Source organism: Sphingomonas panacis, from assembly GCF_001717955.1.
GTDB classification, from domain to species: Bacteria; Pseudomonadota; Alphaproteobacteria; order Sphingomonadales; family Sphingomonadaceae; genus Sphingomonas; species Sphingomonas panacis.
The window spans coordinates 2,415,904-2,433,526 of record NZ_CP014168.1 but is presented as its reverse complement, the minus strand read 5'-3'; the positions used below and the strand labels follow the sequence as shown (position 1 = coordinate 2,433,526).

The following is a 17,623-nucleotide window of genomic DNA, read 5'->3' as shown; positions in this document are numbered from 1 at the left end:
GCTTAGCGCCGCCGACGACGCGCATTCCGCGCCTGCCACACCATCTTCCAAGCGAGTACCGGATCCAAATGCCGGATCGCCCACCACCGTAGATCGCGCGCTTCGCGCAAACCGATCACGTCGCGGTCGAGAGACTCCAGCAGCGCCCGAAAGCGCCGCGCTCCCAGGATATCGGGCATGTTGAAGACACCGTGGAAACCGAATTCCACCCCGTGCGCAGGACAACGCTCATACGCGAAACGCCGGGCAACCTCCGCCGGAGCAAACCGCATGCCATACCGCTTTTCCAGCATAGCGCGCGCCTGTCGGCATATCGTGACATCCTCCGACATTCGCCCGTCATGATCGATCGTCGCACAAGCCTCTAGCAAGCGCCTCGACCGCAGAGAAAATCCTCCATTTCCGACATCATGGCCATCGGAAAAATGTGGCCACGGGGCACCGATATAATCATATTCCAGAAACGCACTTTCCCACCGGCTCGCGTCAAGGACAAAGCCGTCCCATTGAACGCACAGCACGTGGCTGGTGTGAATATGCTCTGCCAAGTCCCGAAGCATAAAGCGCGAATACGCCTCGCGAGATCGCAGAGGCGCAATCTCCCGCCACTCGATTCCATTTTCCGTCACGGTGTCCGGCGGAACGTCGCTCAGCAATAACGATCTGCCGAACCGAATCCGGATGCTGGACGCACGCATTGCCGCCAACGTCGCGTCCAATGCCACACTGGTCGCCGCCACCAGCGTCACATCCGGCAGGTCGATGATCGGCGAATCCCGGCTGTCGGTCACGCTTGGAATTCGAGCACACATGCCTCCGATGTCCGCGAAAACAGCGGACTAAACCTGGCATCGCGATAAGTATCCGTGTTCCATCGTTGGCGAAGGGCGCCGAGCTCTTGCAGAAAACGAGCGGATTTTTGCGGCGTGTCGTCCAAGCCTCGCGACTGAGACTCGTGGTGCACAAGGCGAGCTTGCGCGACGTACACATTTCGATACCCGTGCTGATCGAGGCGGAGGCAGAAATCAACATCGTTGAAGGCGACGGCAAAATTGTCCTCATCAAAGCCACCGACCGCCATATAGAGATCGCGACGCACGACGAGGCAGGCTGCGGTCACGGCCGACACGCATCGCGTCACACCGATCCAACTGCCATAGTGGTCGTCATCGGGCCGCGCCCCTTTTCCGAAGTGCCCGGCAGCGCCGCCAATACCGATGACGACGCCAGCGTGTTGAACGCTCCCGTCCGGGTACAAAAGCTGCGCGCCGACAGCACCGACCTCCTCACGAACGGCATGACGCACCATGGCCGACAACCATTCCCCGTCCAACGCTTCGATATCGTTGTTGAGCAAGCACAGCATGCTGCCGTTCGCTTCCTTCGCAGCGAGGTTGTTCAATCTGGAAAAATTGAAATCGCCTGGCGCCGACACGACTCGCGCCAGCCCGCTTTCACGATAGCGCTTAAAAAGCGCATGCGTGGCAGCGTCGGTGCTATCATTATCGACGATCAGGATTTCCACCGCGCCGGCATATGTAATCCTTCGCACGCTATCGATGCACATCTCAAGCAATGTGTGGCGATCCCGCGTGGGAATGATAATCGAGACCGCAGGCCAGTCCGCAGGGTCTGCCGGCACGACGTTGCGCCAAGCCCAGCGATCGCCCTGCGTCGCCCGTACCCGCCCCGCTCCATGCATCGCTATTTCGTCCAGCCCTGATGTAAGGTTCGGATCCGGCAAGGGCGGCGATCGATGCGTCAGAATGAACGGTATGTGCACTGGTGTAGACGCACCCGGTGTCTCGACGATGGCCGATAACGTCGCGGCGATCCCGGCGCCCGGCAGCGAAGCATCACTTTGCGCATCCTTAGAGACGGCCGCCGCCGCGAGCCTCACGATACATGCTCCCATGAGGACATCGCGCGCCAGAAACAACAAGGTATCCCAGTCGGGCTTGATCCAGGGGAGCGCCCGACCTGAACCGCGACGCACGTCTTCGTCCCAGTAGAGAATTTCCGCGTCGGGCTGATGCGCCTGTGCGTGTCGTAGAATCTCGCCAGTGCTGGGGGAAAGCACATCGCCGGCCCTGATCGGCAGCAACCACTCAGTAGCGGCGGTCTCCGATAGCATCGCAATCAGACGGGCGAGACCGGCCTCCTGATCATACGGCCGAGTCCCAGCAATCTGTGTTCCGCTCCAGATCACGACATCGTCGCCGAATGCCCGACTCACACTTTCGACAGTCGCGCGAACGTCCTCCGAATTGACGAGATTCTCGTCGATGATGACACACTGATAGCGAGGATCTACGCCAACTTCGCCCGCGCAGAAGTTTTCGATCTGCCGATGCTCGGCAACTCGTGCCCAGGTGCTGAAGCAGAGCGGGTTTTTCGCGGCGACAACGCACAGGCGATTCCAGCCCCGGACACGCTTGCCACGGATGACCCAGCCCAACCCCCGGATCGCAGCAGCAGGATCGATACGAAGAGCGAGCCAGAAAACACTACGGAACGTCTTGGACAACAATTTGGGCGGCCTAGCCGTCATACATACCGCATGACGGACAAGGGCGACCCGGCCAGGATGCCAGAAATGGCTCGGCGAACGCGCTGTGCCACATGGTCTATCGCACCACGCGCCGGCTTAGCCTGCAAGCGCGATATCCCGGATCGATCACCGTCACCGGACTGCGTTCGTCAACCCGAGGATCGAGAACGTGACAGGCGATATGAGATTGATGAATTTCTGAACGTCGGACAGCGGAGCGTTGGATACGTAGATCACGTCGTGATTGCGGATCGGAAATCCCTGCGCGACAAAGAAGCTCGCCGGATTGCTGAGATCGAGACGATAGATCACCGGCACCTTGCCGTCCGGAGTCGTCCTCGGCGCGGGTTCGCTCGGATCAAGGACCGCCGCCGGATCCTCAAGCCGGAAAATGAAGATGCCGCGGACGTTTGCGCGGTCATCGCGCAAACCGCCGATCCGGCCCAGCGCCTGCGCCAACGTCAGTCCGGTGCCTTCGAAGTTGATTTCAGAACTGTTTGCCAGCGCCCCCAGCGCCGTAAAACTATATGGCTGAAACAGCGCCGTGACGACATCGTTGGGTTGCAGGCGGATATTCTGCGCGGGATCGCGGATGATCTGATCCATCGGCATGGCCGTCACGACGTCGCCGCGGGTCACCTGGATGGTCATCTTTCCGACCGGCTGCCGGACGCCACCCGCACTCGCCAATGCGTCCAACAAACGCTCCCCTTTCGAGGTTAATGGCATGCGCGTCGATCCCGCAACCTCCCCGACAACGGTCACATTGGCCGATGCGTTGCGCACTATGCGAACGATCGCCTGCGGCTGATGGGCCTTACCGCGCAAACGCCCGATGATATCCTGCTCAACCTGAGCGGCGGTGCGCCCGAGGACATTAAGCGAACCCGCGAACGGAATCGATATCCGCCCACCGTCATCAACGATCTGCTCCGGAATAGACGACGTACGCGCGGTCGAAAGCGACGACCCCAGCCGCGGATCAGCAGATACCGTTCCAAAGAGCGCCGCAGGCGGCGCTTCCCAGATCGAAACGTCGAGCGTATCACCCGGCCCGATCACGCTGCCAAAAGACCGGCCGCTTCCGACGAGGTCGGACAAGCGCCGCCCTTGGCCTGCCGCAACGACCTTGCGGGCCGTGGCGTCCGTCAAATCGATGATCTTGATATTGGCATTCGCAGCATCACTGGCATGCGCGATAGCTTTGGAGGTCGGCCCCGACGCGCCGAGAGATGTACAGCCCGTCAAAGCGGAGCTCAGCATAACCGCACCTAAGATACTGATTTTCATGAAATTCCTTGCGCCCGGCGCTTCCGCAGGCGGGGTTTACGATTTTCGCGGCCATGAAACAAGGCGCAACTGCAAAACGCCGTATTTTCGGACCTTACGCCACGCTGGGCCGCGGCCAGCGACGACGCGCGCGTCCCACCGCCCTCCGCCGAGACGGGCCGATGAGCCTTTCCGTTTGCAAATTCTGCGAATTTCGACCAATCGACCTTGCGGAAAATGGCGTCGGCCACCCGTTCTGCACCTTGAAAGATGATGATTAATGCTTGCGAACATCCGAGACCGAGCAATGGGACTTAGCCGGACCTTCATACTAATTGTTTTAGCCCCTACAGTCCTGGCGATCATTTACTTCGGATTTATCGCGTCAGATGTCTATATATCTGAGTCGAAATTCGTCGTTCGAAGCCCGGACAAGCCCGCCTCCTCGGGGCTGGGCATCATTCTGAAGACGGCCGGCTTCTCCAATTCGAGCGAAGAGAGCTATGCGGCGGAGACGTTTGTGGAGTCTCGAGATGCGCTGCGCATACTGAACCGAGCTAATCTATATCAGCAGGCGTACGAGCGGCCCTACATTTCGATGTTCGACCGGTTCAATCCCACAGGGAGCGGCGGAAGCTTTGAGGAGCTTTATCGTTTCTATGGGGATCATGTCCATATCGACCACGATTCCACCTCCTCGATCGCGACACTTAAGGTACGCGCTTTCTCCGGAGCCGACGCGAAGCGCATCAACGAGCAGTTGCTGGAAATGGCAGAAGCGACGGTTAACCGACTCAACGTTCGCGGTCGCCAGGATCTGATACGCTTTGCCAGGACCGAAGTGGACGACGCGAAGCGCAGCGCCTCCAGCGCAGCCATCGCCTTGTCTAGCTTCCGCGACAGATCGGGCATTGTCGATCCCGAAAAGCAGGCCACCGTCCAGACGCAGATGATCTCCAAACTGCAAGACGAACTGATCACGGCCACGACCGAACTCGATCAGTTGCGCAGCATGGCGCCGCAAAACCCGCAAGTTCAGTCGCTGGAAGTCAAGCGAGCCACGCTCGAGCGCGCCATTAGAGAACAGCTCAGCTTGGTCGCGGGCGGGCGTCGGTCGCTCGCTAGCCAGACCGCGCAATATCAACGCCTGTTCCTTGAAAGCCAGATTGCCGACAAGCAGCTCGCCTCGGCAATGGGGTCGCTTGACGAGGCGCTCAACGAAGCGCGGCGTAAGCAAAGCTATATCGAACGGATTGTCGAACCAAGCCAGCCGGACAACGCGCTCGAGCCGCGACGACTGCGGGGTATCTTGGGCACTTTCGTGCTTGGCTTGATCGCGTATGGAATCCTGTCGATGCTCTTGTCCGGCATCCGCGAACATCAGGACTAAAGTCATGTCGCAAGCACTGCCGCCGCGATCGCTGGCCCGATCCGCCGAGATTCAATTGCGGGTCATCTGGGCGCTGATGATGCGCGAGGTGATGACTCGCTACGGTCGCCACAATATCGGGTTTCTGTGGCTGTTCGTCGAGCCCATGTTATTCACGCTAGGCGTGACGGCGCTGTGGAGCTTCTCAGGCTTGCACCGCTCATCGTCGTTACCGATCACCGCTTTCGCGCTGACCGGATATTCCACCGTCTTGCTTTGGCGCAATATGCCGATGCGGTGCGTCGGCTCGATACTGCCGAACTCATCGCTGATGTATCATCGCAACGTGCGGGTCATGGACATTTTTCTGTCCAGAACCTGCTTGGAAGCGGCGGGTGCGACCATGTCTTTCACAATCCTGTCGCTGCTGTTTTGGGCGATTGAATGGATGCCGCCACCCGAAGACATCCTATCGCTGGCGCAGGCATGGCTGTTGACCGCCTGGTTCGGTATGGCACTGGCAATTCTGCTGGGAACGCTCGCAGAACGCTCCGAGATGGTTGAGAAACTCTGGCACCCTGCGGCATATCTGCTGTTCCCGCTGTCAGGCGCGGCGTTCCTGGTCGAATCGACGCCGGAAGCGTTCCAGAAATTTATCCTGTGGATCCCGATGGTTCACTGCACGGAGATGGTGCGGGCTGCATATTTTGGCAGCAAATTCACGCCCCATTACGACGCCCAGTATCTGATAGCCTGCAATCTGGTTCTGACCTTGCTGGGTCTCGCGCTGGAGCGGCAGGTAAGCCGAGAGTTTATTCCGGAATGATTCAGTTAAGCAATATCGAGAAATATTACGCCACGCGCACGGGCCAAGCGCATATCCTGAAGAACATCAACCTCAAGGTCGACGACGGCGAAAAAATCTGCATCCTAGGAGGAAACGGTTCGGGGAAATCGACCCTTATCCGGCTGATTAGCGGCATCGAACGGCCCTCCTCGGGGCAGATCACGAGGACGACCCGAATTTCGTGGCCGCTCGCTTTTTCGGGAGCCTTCCAGGGGTCGATGACCGGCTTCGACAATATGCGGTTCATTTGCCGAATTTACGAAAAAAACTTCGATGAAGTTATTGATTTCGTCCAAGATTTTTCTCAACTTGGACATTATCTCCGCGAACCGCTGAAAACCTATTCGTCGGGCATGCGCGCGCGGCTTGCCTTTGCGTTGTCTATGATGGTTGATTTCGATTGTTATCTTATCGATGAAGTCGTCGCGGTTGGGGATGCTCGATTTCAACAGCGATGCCATGACGAACTCTTCGTCAGACGCGCGGATCGCAGCTACATCATCGTGTCGCATGATGCGCAATACGTCCGGGAGCATTGCAATAGCGGGTGCGTTTTGTCCCACGGCGTGATGACGCAGTATGATTCGGTGGACGAAGCGCAGTCTGTACACGCGGAAAACATGCGTTGATTGGAGCGGATGAGTTCCTCACCAGCGTATGGACCTCGACGTGGGGACGGCGCAATTCGAGGCACGTAATGTCACGGGCACCTCGCCGCTAACCGGAGTAAAGGCGGTGCTTTGTACGCGACCGCCCAGCCTATCTTATTATTCCAATAAGGCGCCGCAACCAAACAACCAGAAGCACCTTCGCTGCAACCGCACGTTGCACGCAAGATTTGCGAACAGTTGGTTCATCAATCCAGCGGGCGAAAGACACCGTTGTTGCGCATCGCCGCAAATCAAGCCTCCTATACCTCAGATATATCCGGAATATATGACATATGGCGCCAAAAATGCCTGACTTGCTGCGTTACAGCAGGAGCGCGTCATGGCAGCACATCGCCCGATTCCGCCACTTGTCGTCCGCGGTACGCCATCACCTGATAGTCTATGGGACGCTGGCAGCATCGCATGGGAGATTCTGCGCCGCCGCGCCGATTATCAGATTGATGCCGGCGAAGCCGCAGTGAACCGCGTCGAGCAAGGTTCACAGCGAATCGAATTCCTCTCCGCCTCCCTGCCCGATCCGCAATGGGGATTGCTGTTTCGCGGAGGACCCTGGCCGCCCGGCCGACCGCGCCCGGGTCTTCTGGCAGCCACACCGCGATCCGCTGGTTGTAGTCGTCGATGCCGTCCCGACTATGCGCGGCGACAGAGATGGGTTCGACCTTTCTGCGGCGCCGGGTCCGATTACACATTTGTTGCTACCCTCGGGAGGTGAACACGTACTGCTGGGAATAGGCCCGCATTCGATCCGGCTTAGCGTCGCGCATGGCACGCTCCTCGACGGCCCGGTCAGGCTGGCGTATCAACTGAGCGGCACCGACCGCTTGGAGATCCGGTTGCTTGCCCTGCGCCGGTTCGCGGCGTTCTTGCGAAGCCGCCGCATGCCCGTAGCCCTGTTTCCGACGAATGCGAAAGCGCGGCGGTGGTCAGATATTCTACGCGTGCTTGACGCGCTCGCGCTAACGTCACGTCATCGTTCGGTCGCCGAACACCTGTTCGGCACGGCGCTCGTCAGCCGGGACTGGTCCGGCGGTTCGGATTATCTGCGCACCCGCACGCACCGCCTGGTTGGCCAGGCGCGCGAACTCGTAGCCGGTGGCTATCTCGATCTGGTGCGGCGTTGACATACCCATTGTGGCGGATCGCGCCCATTGTGGCGGATCGCGGGTGACTACTCCTTGCGCGGCTCTCCCGCCTTCCGGTCGCGGCGGTTGACCATGCGCTGACGAAGAGCGCTCAGCGCGATCGAACCGGTTCGGTTGGCCAGCCAGTTTTGCAAGAACCGCTCGCGGTCGTCGAGCAGGGCGCCAAAATCCTTGAACAAGCGATCAAACCCGCCGGCGAGGTTGGGTGGATCGAGATAGGCGATGTCGCCGCCACGGTCGCGGGCGAAATCCTCGAAATACATCATCATAATCATGCAGAATTTCGTATCCGCGCAGTCGATCGCGAGGTCGGCCTGCCCGAAGATCGCGCCGAGCAGCAGCGCGAAGGGATCGCAATCGGTCGCTTCCGCGAAGGCGAAGAGCCGCTTGTGGGTCAGCGGCCCGCGGCCGGATTCGAACTCCTGATAGGTGCGCAGCGGCATTTCCAGCGCGGCCGCAATGTCGCTTGCCGTCATGCCGCGCTTCTTGCGGATCGCGCGCAACGATTGCGTGAGGATGCGCACGTCGGCGTCGACCTCGATGGAGGAATGCTTCATGCCAGCAACCTCGGGCGCCAAATCACACGAGCGCTCGCCCTCGTCGCGCCAAAACGGATGGCAAGCGCCGGGATTATAGACACAATCCGCCATGGCCTGTCACCAAACCGTTTCGGCACCGTCACCAGTGCCGCGCCAGTCCGGTGCGGCGAGCCGATCGGATTCGCGATAAGACCGCCGAAAGATTGCGGTTCGACCGCCGTCTTCCCGCAGCTACCGCGCAAGCGATCAGCGCGGACGTGTTCCTGGGCACCAATTCCGGCGCGGTGCATCGACAGGTGGCAAACCGCCCAACAAGGATCGCCCGCGAAGGAGCCTTTGCGATGCCGAACCGGGTGGAGCGCGCACGTTTCGACGATCTTTATGCACTGGTGTCGGACCAGCTTGGCGATGGCCGCTATCGCCCCGGCGACCGCATCGGCCTCAAGGATCTGGCGAGCCAGCTTCATGTCAGCGTGACGCCGCTGCGCGAGATCCTGTCCCGTCTGGTCGGGCGCGACGTGGTGACCGAGCATCGCTCGGAAGGCTATTATCTGGCGCGGCTCGACGCGCGCGACATCACCGAACTCTACAGCCTGCACCTGATATGCTTGAACCGGGCGCTGCGCGGCGATCTGCGGATCACGCCCGGCGCAGAGTCGGCCGACATCTGGGCGGTGTTCCGCAGGATCGTCGACGCGGGCGGAGAGGCGATCGTATCCGACCTCCATCGCTACCTCGACGACCGCCTGAAACTCGTGCGACGCTGCGATACCGCGCTGTTCGGGGATGCCGCATCGGCAGCGATCACGCTCCAGCGGGTACTCCTCGAGCACAACCTCGACCAGGCGCACGATCAGATCCGCGCCTTCCACGAACAACGCATCGCGGCCGCCGCCGAGATCGCGCTGATGTTCGGCCGAGGGACGGCGTGAGCGTGAATATATCCCAGATATAGCTTGGATAACCAGCGGCGCGGGCGCGCAATCGTCTTCGCCACCGTCGATTCGCGGTGGGAAAAAAACGCAAGCAAGGAAAGGCTCTATCATGACGAAAGACCAAAAATCCGCGCCCAAGCTGGTCGCACTCGGCTCCGCACGCCGCGAGACCAAAGGCACCCCGATCGGCGCCAAGCAGGAATCGCTGATGGTCGGCTTCTACGACTGACGAGGGCAACGGCACCGGTTCCTTTCGGAACCGGTGCCGTATGGTCAGGGATTCCTCATGTCGCCAGACTCAGACCTTCTCGACAAGCTCGCGCTGGCCGACGGCGTCCATGCCGTCCGCGCCTCGGATGGCCTGGTCTTTCTCGATGTCGACCGCGATGCGTATTTCTGCCTGTATGCGCCGGTCGCAGCGGACGACGGCGGCAACGCCATGCGCGCGGCGATCCGCGCCCAGTTGATCGAACAGAATTTGGTCGCCGATCGCCCCGCACCCGGTGCCGTCGCGCGCCCGGTCACCCGGCTTTGGCGCGAAGATTGCGGACCGGACCCGGCGCACGTGGGTCTCCGAGACCTGGGCCATTTCCTGCGCGCACTGGTCCGCACCGCGTGGCGGTTCCGGCGCTCGTCACTGGCGCAGATGATCGCGCACGCGCAACGCTGCGCGGCCCCTACCCGCCACGCCAGCCACGCAAACGTGGCCGCCCGTTTCGAGCGGCTGTGCCTGTGGCTGCCGTTCCGCATTACATGCCTGTTCCGGTCCCTCCTGCTGCTCCACTTCCTGCGTTCCTATGGCCTCGGAGCCGACTGGATCTTCGGCGTGTCTCTGTTCCCGTTCCATGCGCATTGTTGGCTCGCCCACGGCGACCTGCTGCTCGCCGAGCGTCTCGGCAAGGTCGAAGGCTTCGCGACCATCCTCCAGATCGAACGCGCGAGCGCATGACCGGCTTCGTCGCTTTGCGCTGGCCGGCCGGCACGCCCGCCCCCGACCGCACCGCACACGTGCTTCGCCAGCGCGCGCTTGATCTGGGCTGGCATTGCCTCATCGACCAGCCCGGCTGGACGGTGATGACCGATCCCCGTTCGGGGGATGCTTGTACGCACCGAATGCTCGATGATCGCACCATCGTGGTCGGCGCGCTGTTCGATCGGGCGGCGACCGAGCAAGGCGACGTTGCCGCAGGTGTCGTCGCGGCTAACGCCGGGGATTTCGCGAGCATGTGCGAGCAACTCACGACGCGCTGCTGGGGCGCCTATGTCGCGCTCGCGATCGACAGGGATGACCCATCGCGTCTCGACATGTTCCGCGACCCCATCGGGATGACCGAGTGCGTCTCGTGGCGCTGCGGTGCGCTCCGGGCCGTCACCTCCGCGCCCGAGCGCTTCCTTGCCTTGGCCGCGCCGGCCGACCTCGCAATCGATTGGCCGAGGGTCGCTGGTCTGCTGCGCTTTCCAGGCTCAGTTGCCGATGCGCTCCCGTTCACCGGGGTGGAGACGCTTGAGCCGGGTGTCCGACTGGAACTGGCCGGACGGACGCGACACGCGACCCGGCACTGGGCGCCTGCGCGTTTCGCGCGCGCGTCCGCGCTATCACCGCCGGTATCCGGCACATCGCCGCTGCCCGCGCTGGTCGATGCCTGTGTCCGCGCCTGGCGTTCCTGCTCGAATGTCGCGATCGCCGAACTCTCAGGTGGGCTCGACTCGGCGATCGTCGCCGCCGGCCTCGCCCGCTCGGACCACCCCGTCGCTGGCTGGTTCCATTATTATGCCAGCGACCGCGAAGGCGACGAACGCGTCTATGCACGCGCCGTCGCCGCACACCTCGATCTGCCGCTCCACGAAACCCTGCAGGACCAGCGGCTGATCGACGCCGCGCTGATGGCCGACGTGCCGGTGACGCTGCGCCCCAATGTCGCCAGCATCAGCTTCTTCCACGACCGCGATCTCGCCGCGCGCGGTCGCGCGCTCGGCGCCGATACCTTGCTGACCGGCCAGGGCGGCGATGCGCTGTTCTTTCAGCCGGCAAGTCCCTTGATCGCCGCCGATCTCTGGCGTGATCGTCGCTCGTGGTCCGCCCGGTGCGCGGCGATCACCGATCTCGCCGCCTGGAGCGGACGACCGATCTGGTCGGTGCTCGGCACCGCGCTACGCGCGCGTGTGGCGCCCGCCCCGATCGCCACGCCCGCGTACCGTGTCGATCTCGTCGCGAACGCCATGCCGCGCGAGGCGCATCCGTTACGTTGGCTCGACGACACCGCCGACCTCGCGCCCGCCAAGCAACTGCAGATCCTCAACCTCGCAGCGGCGCGCGCCGCGTTCGGCGGATCGTGGTGCGCATCGACGATGACGGTGCTGCATCCGTTGATGTCGCAGCCGCTGCTCGAGCACGTCCTGCCGCTCTCCGCACTCGACCTCACCCAAGGCAAGCGCGACCGCGCGATGATCCGTGCGGCGTACCGGACCCGGCTGCCGCCGATCCTGCTCGAACGCCGCGGCAAGGGCTGCCTCACCCCCTTTTTCGGGCGCATGCTCGCCGCCAGCACGCCGTTCCTGCGCGACTATCTGCTCGGCGGCGTGCTCGTCCAGCATCAGGTGCTCGATCCGGCCAGCACGGCGGCGGTGCTCGATCCCGACCATCTGATGCAGACCAACAGCTATACCGAGATCTTCGTGGCACTGCTGATGGAACATTGGGCACGCGCGTGGTGCGATCGGCTCGCCGCGATCCAGGCCGAGCCGAGCTGACCTCAGCGCCCTGGCGTACCCGCGCCTGCGAAATGGCGATCGAACCAGGCAAACGCGCGGGCATAAGCGTCGCGGACATTGGCCGGGCTCATCAGCACATGATTCTCGCCCCAATAGCTGACCAGTTGGGCGTCCTTGCCTTGCCGGTAGAGCGCGGAGAACAATTGCTCGCCCTGCTGCAACGGCGTGAAGTCCCGGTCATCGGCCATGATCAGCAGCGGCGTGGTGATCCGGTCGGCGTGATAGATCGGGCTGTTCGCGACATAGCGCGCCGGGTTGCTCCACGGTGTCGCGCCGAGGCCCGGTTGCCCGGTCTCGGTCCAGCCCGCCCAGGGCAGGATCCCGAGCCCATAGCCCGGCGACCGCCGCGCGGTCGGCGCAAACGTCCCCTGGAAGCTGGTCATATCGTAGATCCCGCTCGACACGATGATCGCCTTGAACCGGTCGGTCTCGGTGGCGATCGTCGCGCCGGTATAGCCGCCATAGCTATGCCCCCACAGGCCGAGCCGGGTCGGGTCGGCCTCACCGCGCGCGATCACCGCATCGACCCCCGAGAGCACCTGGCCTGCGACATCGAACGAGCCATGATCGGTGGCGGTGAGCGCCGGCATGCTTGGCAGCAATACCGCATAGCCGTGCCCGACCAGCGCGGGCACATTGGTGTAGGTGCGCCCGACTCCCGGGTTCCACAACGCCGGCGGCGTGTCGCCATACACCGTGCCGGCATAGGGGATGACGATCAGCGGCGGCTTCGTTGTCGCGGCGCCAGGCTCGGGCAAATACAGCCAGCTCGTCACCGTGTTGCCGTCGGGCAGCCGATGGCGGACCGGCACCGGCGCGCGCGCCGACACACCGGCCAGCCGCGCGTTGATCGTCGCCACGGTTAGCGTCCGCCCGCTGCTCGGCACGATGGCGAGATGCGCGACGCCATTGGCCTCGATCTCGTTCACGACCAGGCCGTTCCGGACGCTGGCCGCCACTGGCCGCACCGCGCTGTCGGCGTGCGCCGCGAACCGGCGCGTGCCGCCACTCGGTCCGTCGATCACGATACCGCCGCCGGATTGCCGCCAGCCCAGCAGCGTCGCACTCTGCCCGGGCCGCTCCGCGACGGTCGCGAATGCCGCGACGCCATCCATTCCCGCTAGCAGCGGCCGCGCCTTGCGCGCACCCAGCCGCCACGCCGCGCCCGACGCCAGCATGATCGGGGCCGTACCCGCCGCCAGCGTCGCCGTCGGCGCGGCGACGTTCGCCGTCAGGATGGTCGCGCCCGACGCGTCGAGCGCATACCAGTCGGCGCGCGCGCCTGGTGCCGCGTTGCGGCCGAACAGCAGTGGCCGCTTGCCGAGCCAGCCCAGCCCGACCGCATCATAGGCACCGCGGCGCATGATCACCTCGGGGCGGACGCCCGAAAGCGCGACCGGCGTCACCTGGCGTGATCCAGGATCCGCGACCCAAGGTCGGCCAGCAGCCCAGGTCTGCGCGGCGTGTCGGGCGAAGAACAGCAGCCGGTCACCGCGTGGCGACCAGACTGGCGGATCGAACGGCAGGTCGCACGCCGCGCACGGTGACCAGATGTGTCCATCGGTGAGATCGACGATGCGCAACCTGCGCCGCCTGAGATCGTCGGACTGCCGGATCGGTGCTGTAGTGGTGACGGGGATGACCTCGGCTTGCTCGGTCAGCGCGACGTGACGTCGGTCGGGCGACAGCCGCAGCGTTTCGAAATCGCCTTGCGCGAGCAGCCTCGTCGCGCCGGTCGTCACATCGAGGCGGACCAGCCGAACCGGCGGTGCCGGCGGCGTGACCGTGCTATCGCGTCCGCTGCCGATCGCGGTGACGGTCGGCACCCGCCCGGCCTGCGCCTGCGCCCACAATCGCCCAACCTCGGCACGGTCCTCGGTGTCACGCCGCAACACCCAGGGCGGCGTGTCGCCGGCTTGCGCCAGCATCACCACCTGCGTGTTGGAAACCCAGGCGAGCGTCGGCCGGAACTCGGAAGTATCCGGCGCGACCGCGAACCAGCGGATCGCGCCGCTCGTCAGTGTGACCACGCCCAGCGTCCAGCGCGGTCCGTCGAGCCGTCCGATCGCCAGCCGCGTCCCGTCCGGCGAAAAGCCGAGCATGATCATGCCGGCGCGCTGCTCGGGCGCCAGCAATGGCCTCGCCTCGGCCGGATGCGCGAGGTCGACGACATACAAGCGCGACCGCAGCACATCCATCGCGTCGAGATCGAACCGCGCGGCGGTCTCGAACGGCACCAGCCGTTCGAACACCAGCCAACGCCCGCCGGGCGACGTCTCGATCCTGCCGAAGGCCTCGGTCATCAGCATGTCGTCGACGCTGTACGGGCGCGCACCAAGCGGCGTCGCGACCGCCAGCAGACACGGCAGCGCAAGCCGCAGCGCTGCGCGGAACCAGGACGATGTCATGCTTACCAACGCTTGGTGAGTTGGATCGCCAGGTAACGCCCGAGCGCATCGGCGTTGGCGGCGTCATACCCCACTCCGACCGGCGAATCGTAGAACGGCGGTGCCTGCTCGAGCAGGTTCTGCGCGGACAGTGCGATCGCCAGTCCCTCGAGCGCGCCGCTATCCTCGGGCGCGCGATATCCCAATTGCAGATCGAGCGTCTTCCAGGCGTGGATCGGGTTGCCGAGCAGATCATGGTAGGGCGCGACATAGTTCAGCCCAAGCAGCGCATTGAGCGGCCCCCGGCTCCAGCCGACGCTCAGGCGGCCACGCAGGTCGACCGGCTGGCCGACCCGGTTGATCCGGTCGACTGAAGTCGCGGTCGGCGTCACCTGTTCGCGGTAGTGGAGCAGGTAGGAGCCGTTGCCCGACAGCGTGACCTGGTTGGCGCCGATCGGAAGCGTATAGCTCGCGGTGAGGTCGATCCCGCTCACCTCGACCTTGCCGGTATTGACGTAGCGCGTGTCGACGATCGCGGCGATGCTCGCTGGCGGGAAGCTGTTGCCGCCGGTGAATGCCGGGTCGCCGAGCAGCCCGGTCACGCGGGCGAGATCGGCCGCGCTGCTGTTCGGCGAGACCAGTTGCACGAACGGCGCCAGCGTCGGATCGCTCAGCGCATTGGCGAAGTTCGCGCTCGCCGGCGTCGCCACGCGCTGTTTGAACACCGTACTGAACCACGTCGCATTGAGGTGGAAATGCGGAATTGCCGCCGGATCGATATCGAATCCGGCGGTCCAGCTTTGCGCCTTTTCCGGCCTGAGGCCGGGATTGCCGCCCGACAGCTGGATCACTGGCACGCTCGCGCCTCCACGCGTCAGCGTGGTGACCGAATATTGCTCGGGGTCGCGCAACTCGCGCAGGTTGGGCGCGCGAAACGACGTGCCGAAGCTCGAGCGCAGCGTCACCCCCGAGATCGGCACCCAGGCTACCCCGACCTTGGGATTGGTGGTCGTGCCGAAATCGTCATACTGTTCGACTCGCACCGCCAGCGACACGTCGAGCCGGCGGAGCAACGGCATCGCGTTGCCGGGGCCGACGATCGGCACCTGCGCTTCGACAAAGCCGGCTTCGATCAGCCGCGACGCAGCGACACTGGCGGTCGCCACCGGCAACGCGGTCGACAGCAAGCTTTCGCCGCTACGGCGGAAGGTCTCGCGCCGCACGTCGCCACCGAGCGCCAGCCTGACCGTACCGCCGGGTACCGAAAACAGCGAGCCATCGGCATCGACATGCGCGGTCAGCACCTGGCTGCGCGTGCGCGAGCGCGAATAGCCGTCGCCGACGAAGTCGAGGATCGCCGCCGAATTGGATTGCCCCGTGCCATAGGGGTTGAAGAAGCCGTCGCGCGCGGTGCTGAACGGCGTTGCCGGGTTGTCGGGAATGCTGCCGGTCGCTTCGGCGAGCGCCGCCGTATTGACCAGATTTCGCGATTCGTTGAACTCGCGTTCCTGCGCGAACGCCGCATAGCCGCGCAGCTTCCAGCCCGCTCCGAGATCGGCGTCGAGTCCGAGCGACGTCGCCAGCGCTTCGGCATAGCCGTGCGTGTCGATCGGTCCCAGTTCCGGCGCGAGCGAATAGGCGATCAGGTCGGAGCGCGCGCCGGTCGGCGACACGAAATAGGGATTGGCGGCGGTGACCTGCACGATCGCCGCCGATCCGGGCAGCCGCGCATCGAACGCGCGGTGCGCGTAGCGCGCGTCGGCGGTGACATGAACCCCGGCGCCGACATCCTGGTCGAGCGTCGCGTAGAGGCTGTGCCGGACTTGGCGCGGGATCAGGTCGGTGTCGATTCGCGCGTTCTGGAGATTGGTCTTGCCCGCCACGAAGTCCGCCCGGGTCAACGCGGTGCCGTCCTGACCGGACGGGATCGCATAGGCGACGCCGAGCGCGCCCGTCGCCGGATCGATGCCGAGCACGTTGCCGGGCAGGCTGTAGACATAGCGGTGATCGGTTCCGCCGAGGCTGCGCGAATCGGTCGAGCGCGCGAACGCGCGGTCGGCGCTCGCCAGCCGCCCCGACTGGTCATATTCATACGACAGCATCACGCCGCCCGTGCTCCATTGCTTGCCGAGCGTCTGGTCGATCTGCACGTCGCGCTTGCCGCCGCGGGTGACGCTGCCGAACCGCACCCGCGTTTCCGCGCCTTTGAAATGGCGCTTGAGCAGGATGTTGACCACGCCGCCGACCGCGTCGGACCCGTAGATCGCCGATGCGCCGTCCATCAGCACCTCGACCCGGTCGAGCGCGCCGGTCGGGATGCTCGTGACATCGGCGAACGCGCCCTTGGTGCCTGACCCGCCGAGCCGCTGACCGTTGACCAGCACCAGCGTCGCGCCCGCCCCCAGGCCACGCAGGTTGACGCCGGTCGCGAACCCGCCATTGCTCCCGCTCGTGTCGGCGAAAGCGAGCGCGCTTTGCTCGTTCGCCATCCCCCCGAAATTGCCCGGCAGCGCCTGCAAGGCTTGCGCGACGGTCGCGAAGCCACGCCGGTCGAGATCGTCGCGGGTCAGCCGCTCGACCGGCGGCGACCCCGCCGCGCCGCCGCGCAGATGCGTGCCGGTGACGATGATGTCGTCGCGGGCCGGTTCATCGTCCTGTGCGCTCTGCGGAGTGGTCCTTGGGCCTTGTTCGGGCTGCGCGGCCGCCATCCCGCCGCCGCTCGGCGACATGACCATCGCACCCGCATTGGCGGCGGTCTCGGCCGGACCGCGCTCGGCCGCGCTCGGCGGGCGCAGCACGATCATGCGCGGTCCGACCCGCTGCGCCACCAGACCGGTTCCATCTAGGAGGCGGTGGAGGGCTTGGTCCGCGCTCAAGCGCGCCTCCAGCTCGGGGGCCCGGCGGCCGGCGACCAACGCCGTCGAATACAGCAGTTGCTCGCCCGTCACCGACGCGAACGTGACCAGCGCGTGTTGCAACGATCCCGCCGCGATCCTGAAGTTGAACACCGCCGGTGCCGGCTTCGCCTGCACAGCCGATGGCAGTGCCGCCAGCACCAGCCCGATCGCATATCCGCCGCGCAGCGCGTTCCACCGCCGCGCTTGAAGTCCTGTCATCCCCACTGCCCCCATCGTTCCGCCA

At 64.3% G+C, this 17,623-nt stretch carries 14 protein-coding genes; 8 read left to right on the top strand and 6 right to left on the bottom strand.

Annotated features, from left to right (window positions below; genetic code table 11):
- Positions 1-2: 2 nt before the first annotated feature.
- The 3 genes from J0A91_RS11025 to J0A91_RS11015 form a co-directional block, all read right to left on the bottom strand.
- Positions 3-791, bottom strand: coding sequence for a DUF5672 family protein (locus J0A91_RS11025; RefSeq protein WP_069204953.1), 789 nt, complete (start codon positions 789-791; stop codon positions 3-5).
- Positions 788-2,527: a glycosyltransferase family 2 protein gene (locus J0A91_RS11020; RefSeq protein ID WP_169833131.1), complete on the bottom strand. Its 1,740-nt coding sequence runs from the start codon at positions 2,525-2,527 to the stop codon at positions 788-790. The genes J0A91_RS11025 and J0A91_RS11020 overlap by 4 nt, the downstream gene beginning before the upstream one ends.
- Positions 2,528-2,683: 156 nt before the next feature.
- Positions 2,684-3,841 carry a polysaccharide biosynthesis/export family protein gene (locus J0A91_RS11015; protein WP_069204951.1) on the bottom strand — a complete coding sequence of 386 codons (1,158 nt, stop codon included), beginning with the start codon at positions 3,839-3,841 and terminating at the stop codon, positions 2,684-2,686.
- Positions 3,842-4,100: 259 nt separating this feature from the next.
- Between J0A91_RS11015 and J0A91_RS11010 the strand changes: the two genes are divergently transcribed.
- From J0A91_RS11010 to J0A91_RS10995, 5 genes are all read left to right on the top strand, one after another.
- The gene (locus J0A91_RS11010) at positions 4,101-5,210 is read left to right on the top strand and encodes a KpsE/RkpR family capsule polysaccharide export protein (protein ID WP_069204950.1); all 1,110 of its coding nucleotides are present in this window, start codon (positions 4,101-4,103) and stop codon (positions 5,208-5,210) included.
- Positions 5,211-5,214: 4 nt separating this feature from the next.
- Positions 5,215-6,015 carry an ABC transporter permease gene (locus J0A91_RS11005; protein ID WP_069204949.1) on the top strand — a complete coding sequence of 267 codons (801 nt, stop codon included), beginning with the start codon at positions 5,215-5,217 and terminating at the stop codon, positions 6,013-6,015.
- A complete protein-coding gene (locus tag J0A91_RS11000) occupies positions 6,012-6,665 on the top strand; it encodes an ABC transporter ATP-binding protein (RefSeq protein ID WP_069204948.1) in 654 nt (217 codons plus the stop codon). The genes J0A91_RS11005 and J0A91_RS11000 overlap by 4 nt, the downstream gene beginning before the upstream one ends.
- Positions 6,666-7,026: 361 nt before the next feature.
- Positions 7,027-7,419 (top strand): transcriptional regulator domain-containing protein, encoded by a 393-nt coding sequence (locus tag J0A91_RS25225; RefSeq protein ID WP_420852822.1) that lies wholly within the window; start codon positions 7,027-7,029, stop codon positions 7,417-7,419.
- Positions 7,340-7,828 carry a DNA -binding domain-containing protein gene (locus J0A91_RS10995; protein ID WP_069204947.1) on the top strand — a complete coding sequence of 163 codons (489 nt, stop codon included), beginning with the start codon at positions 7,340-7,342 and terminating at the stop codon, positions 7,826-7,828. Before J0A91_RS25225 ends, J0A91_RS10995 begins: the two co-directional genes overlap by 80 nt.
- A 47-nt stretch (positions 7,829-7,875) precedes the next feature.
- Here the strand turns inward: J0A91_RS10995 and J0A91_RS10990 are convergent, their stop codons facing one another.
- Entirely contained in the window at positions 7,876-8,352 is a 477-nt protein-coding gene (locus J0A91_RS10990) for a helix-turn-helix domain-containing protein (RefSeq protein ID WP_169833130.1), read from the bottom strand.
- 377 nt (positions 8,353-8,729) lie between these two features.
- On the opposite strand from J0A91_RS10990, the gene J0A91_RS10985 reads away from it, so the two are divergent.
- From J0A91_RS10985 to J0A91_RS10975, 3 genes are all read left to right on the top strand, one after another.
- On the top strand, positions 8,730-9,320 hold the full coding sequence (locus tag J0A91_RS10985; protein WP_150126896.1) for a GntR family transcriptional regulator: 591 nt from the start codon (positions 8,730-8,732) through the stop codon (positions 9,318-9,320).
- 289 nt (positions 9,321-9,609) lie between these two features.
- Positions 9,610-10,272 carry a lasso peptide biosynthesis B2 protein gene (locus tag J0A91_RS10980; RefSeq protein ID WP_069204945.1) on the top strand — a complete coding sequence of 221 codons (663 nt, stop codon included), beginning with the start codon at positions 9,610-9,612 and terminating at the stop codon, positions 10,270-10,272.
- The gene (locus J0A91_RS10975) at positions 10,269-12,074 is read left to right on the top strand and encodes an asparagine synthase-related protein (protein WP_069204944.1); all 1,806 of its coding nucleotides are present in this window, start codon (positions 10,269-10,271) and stop codon (positions 12,072-12,074) included. Before J0A91_RS10980 ends, J0A91_RS10975 begins: the two co-directional genes overlap by 4 nt.
- 2 nt (positions 12,075-12,076) lie before the next feature.
- Here the strand turns inward: J0A91_RS10975 and J0A91_RS10970 are convergent, their stop codons facing one another.
- Positions 12,077-14,503 (bottom strand): alpha/beta hydrolase family protein, encoded by a 2,427-nt coding sequence (locus tag J0A91_RS10970; protein ID WP_069204943.1) that lies wholly within the window; start codon positions 14,501-14,503, stop codon positions 12,077-12,079.
- A gap of 2 nt (positions 14,504-14,505) precedes the next feature.
- Positions 14,506-17,598, bottom strand: a complete 3,093-nt coding sequence (locus J0A91_RS10965; RefSeq protein ID WP_069204942.1) for a TonB-dependent receptor — start codon at positions 17,596-17,598, stop codon at positions 14,506-14,508.
- Positions 17,599-17,623 lie beyond the last annotated feature (25 nt).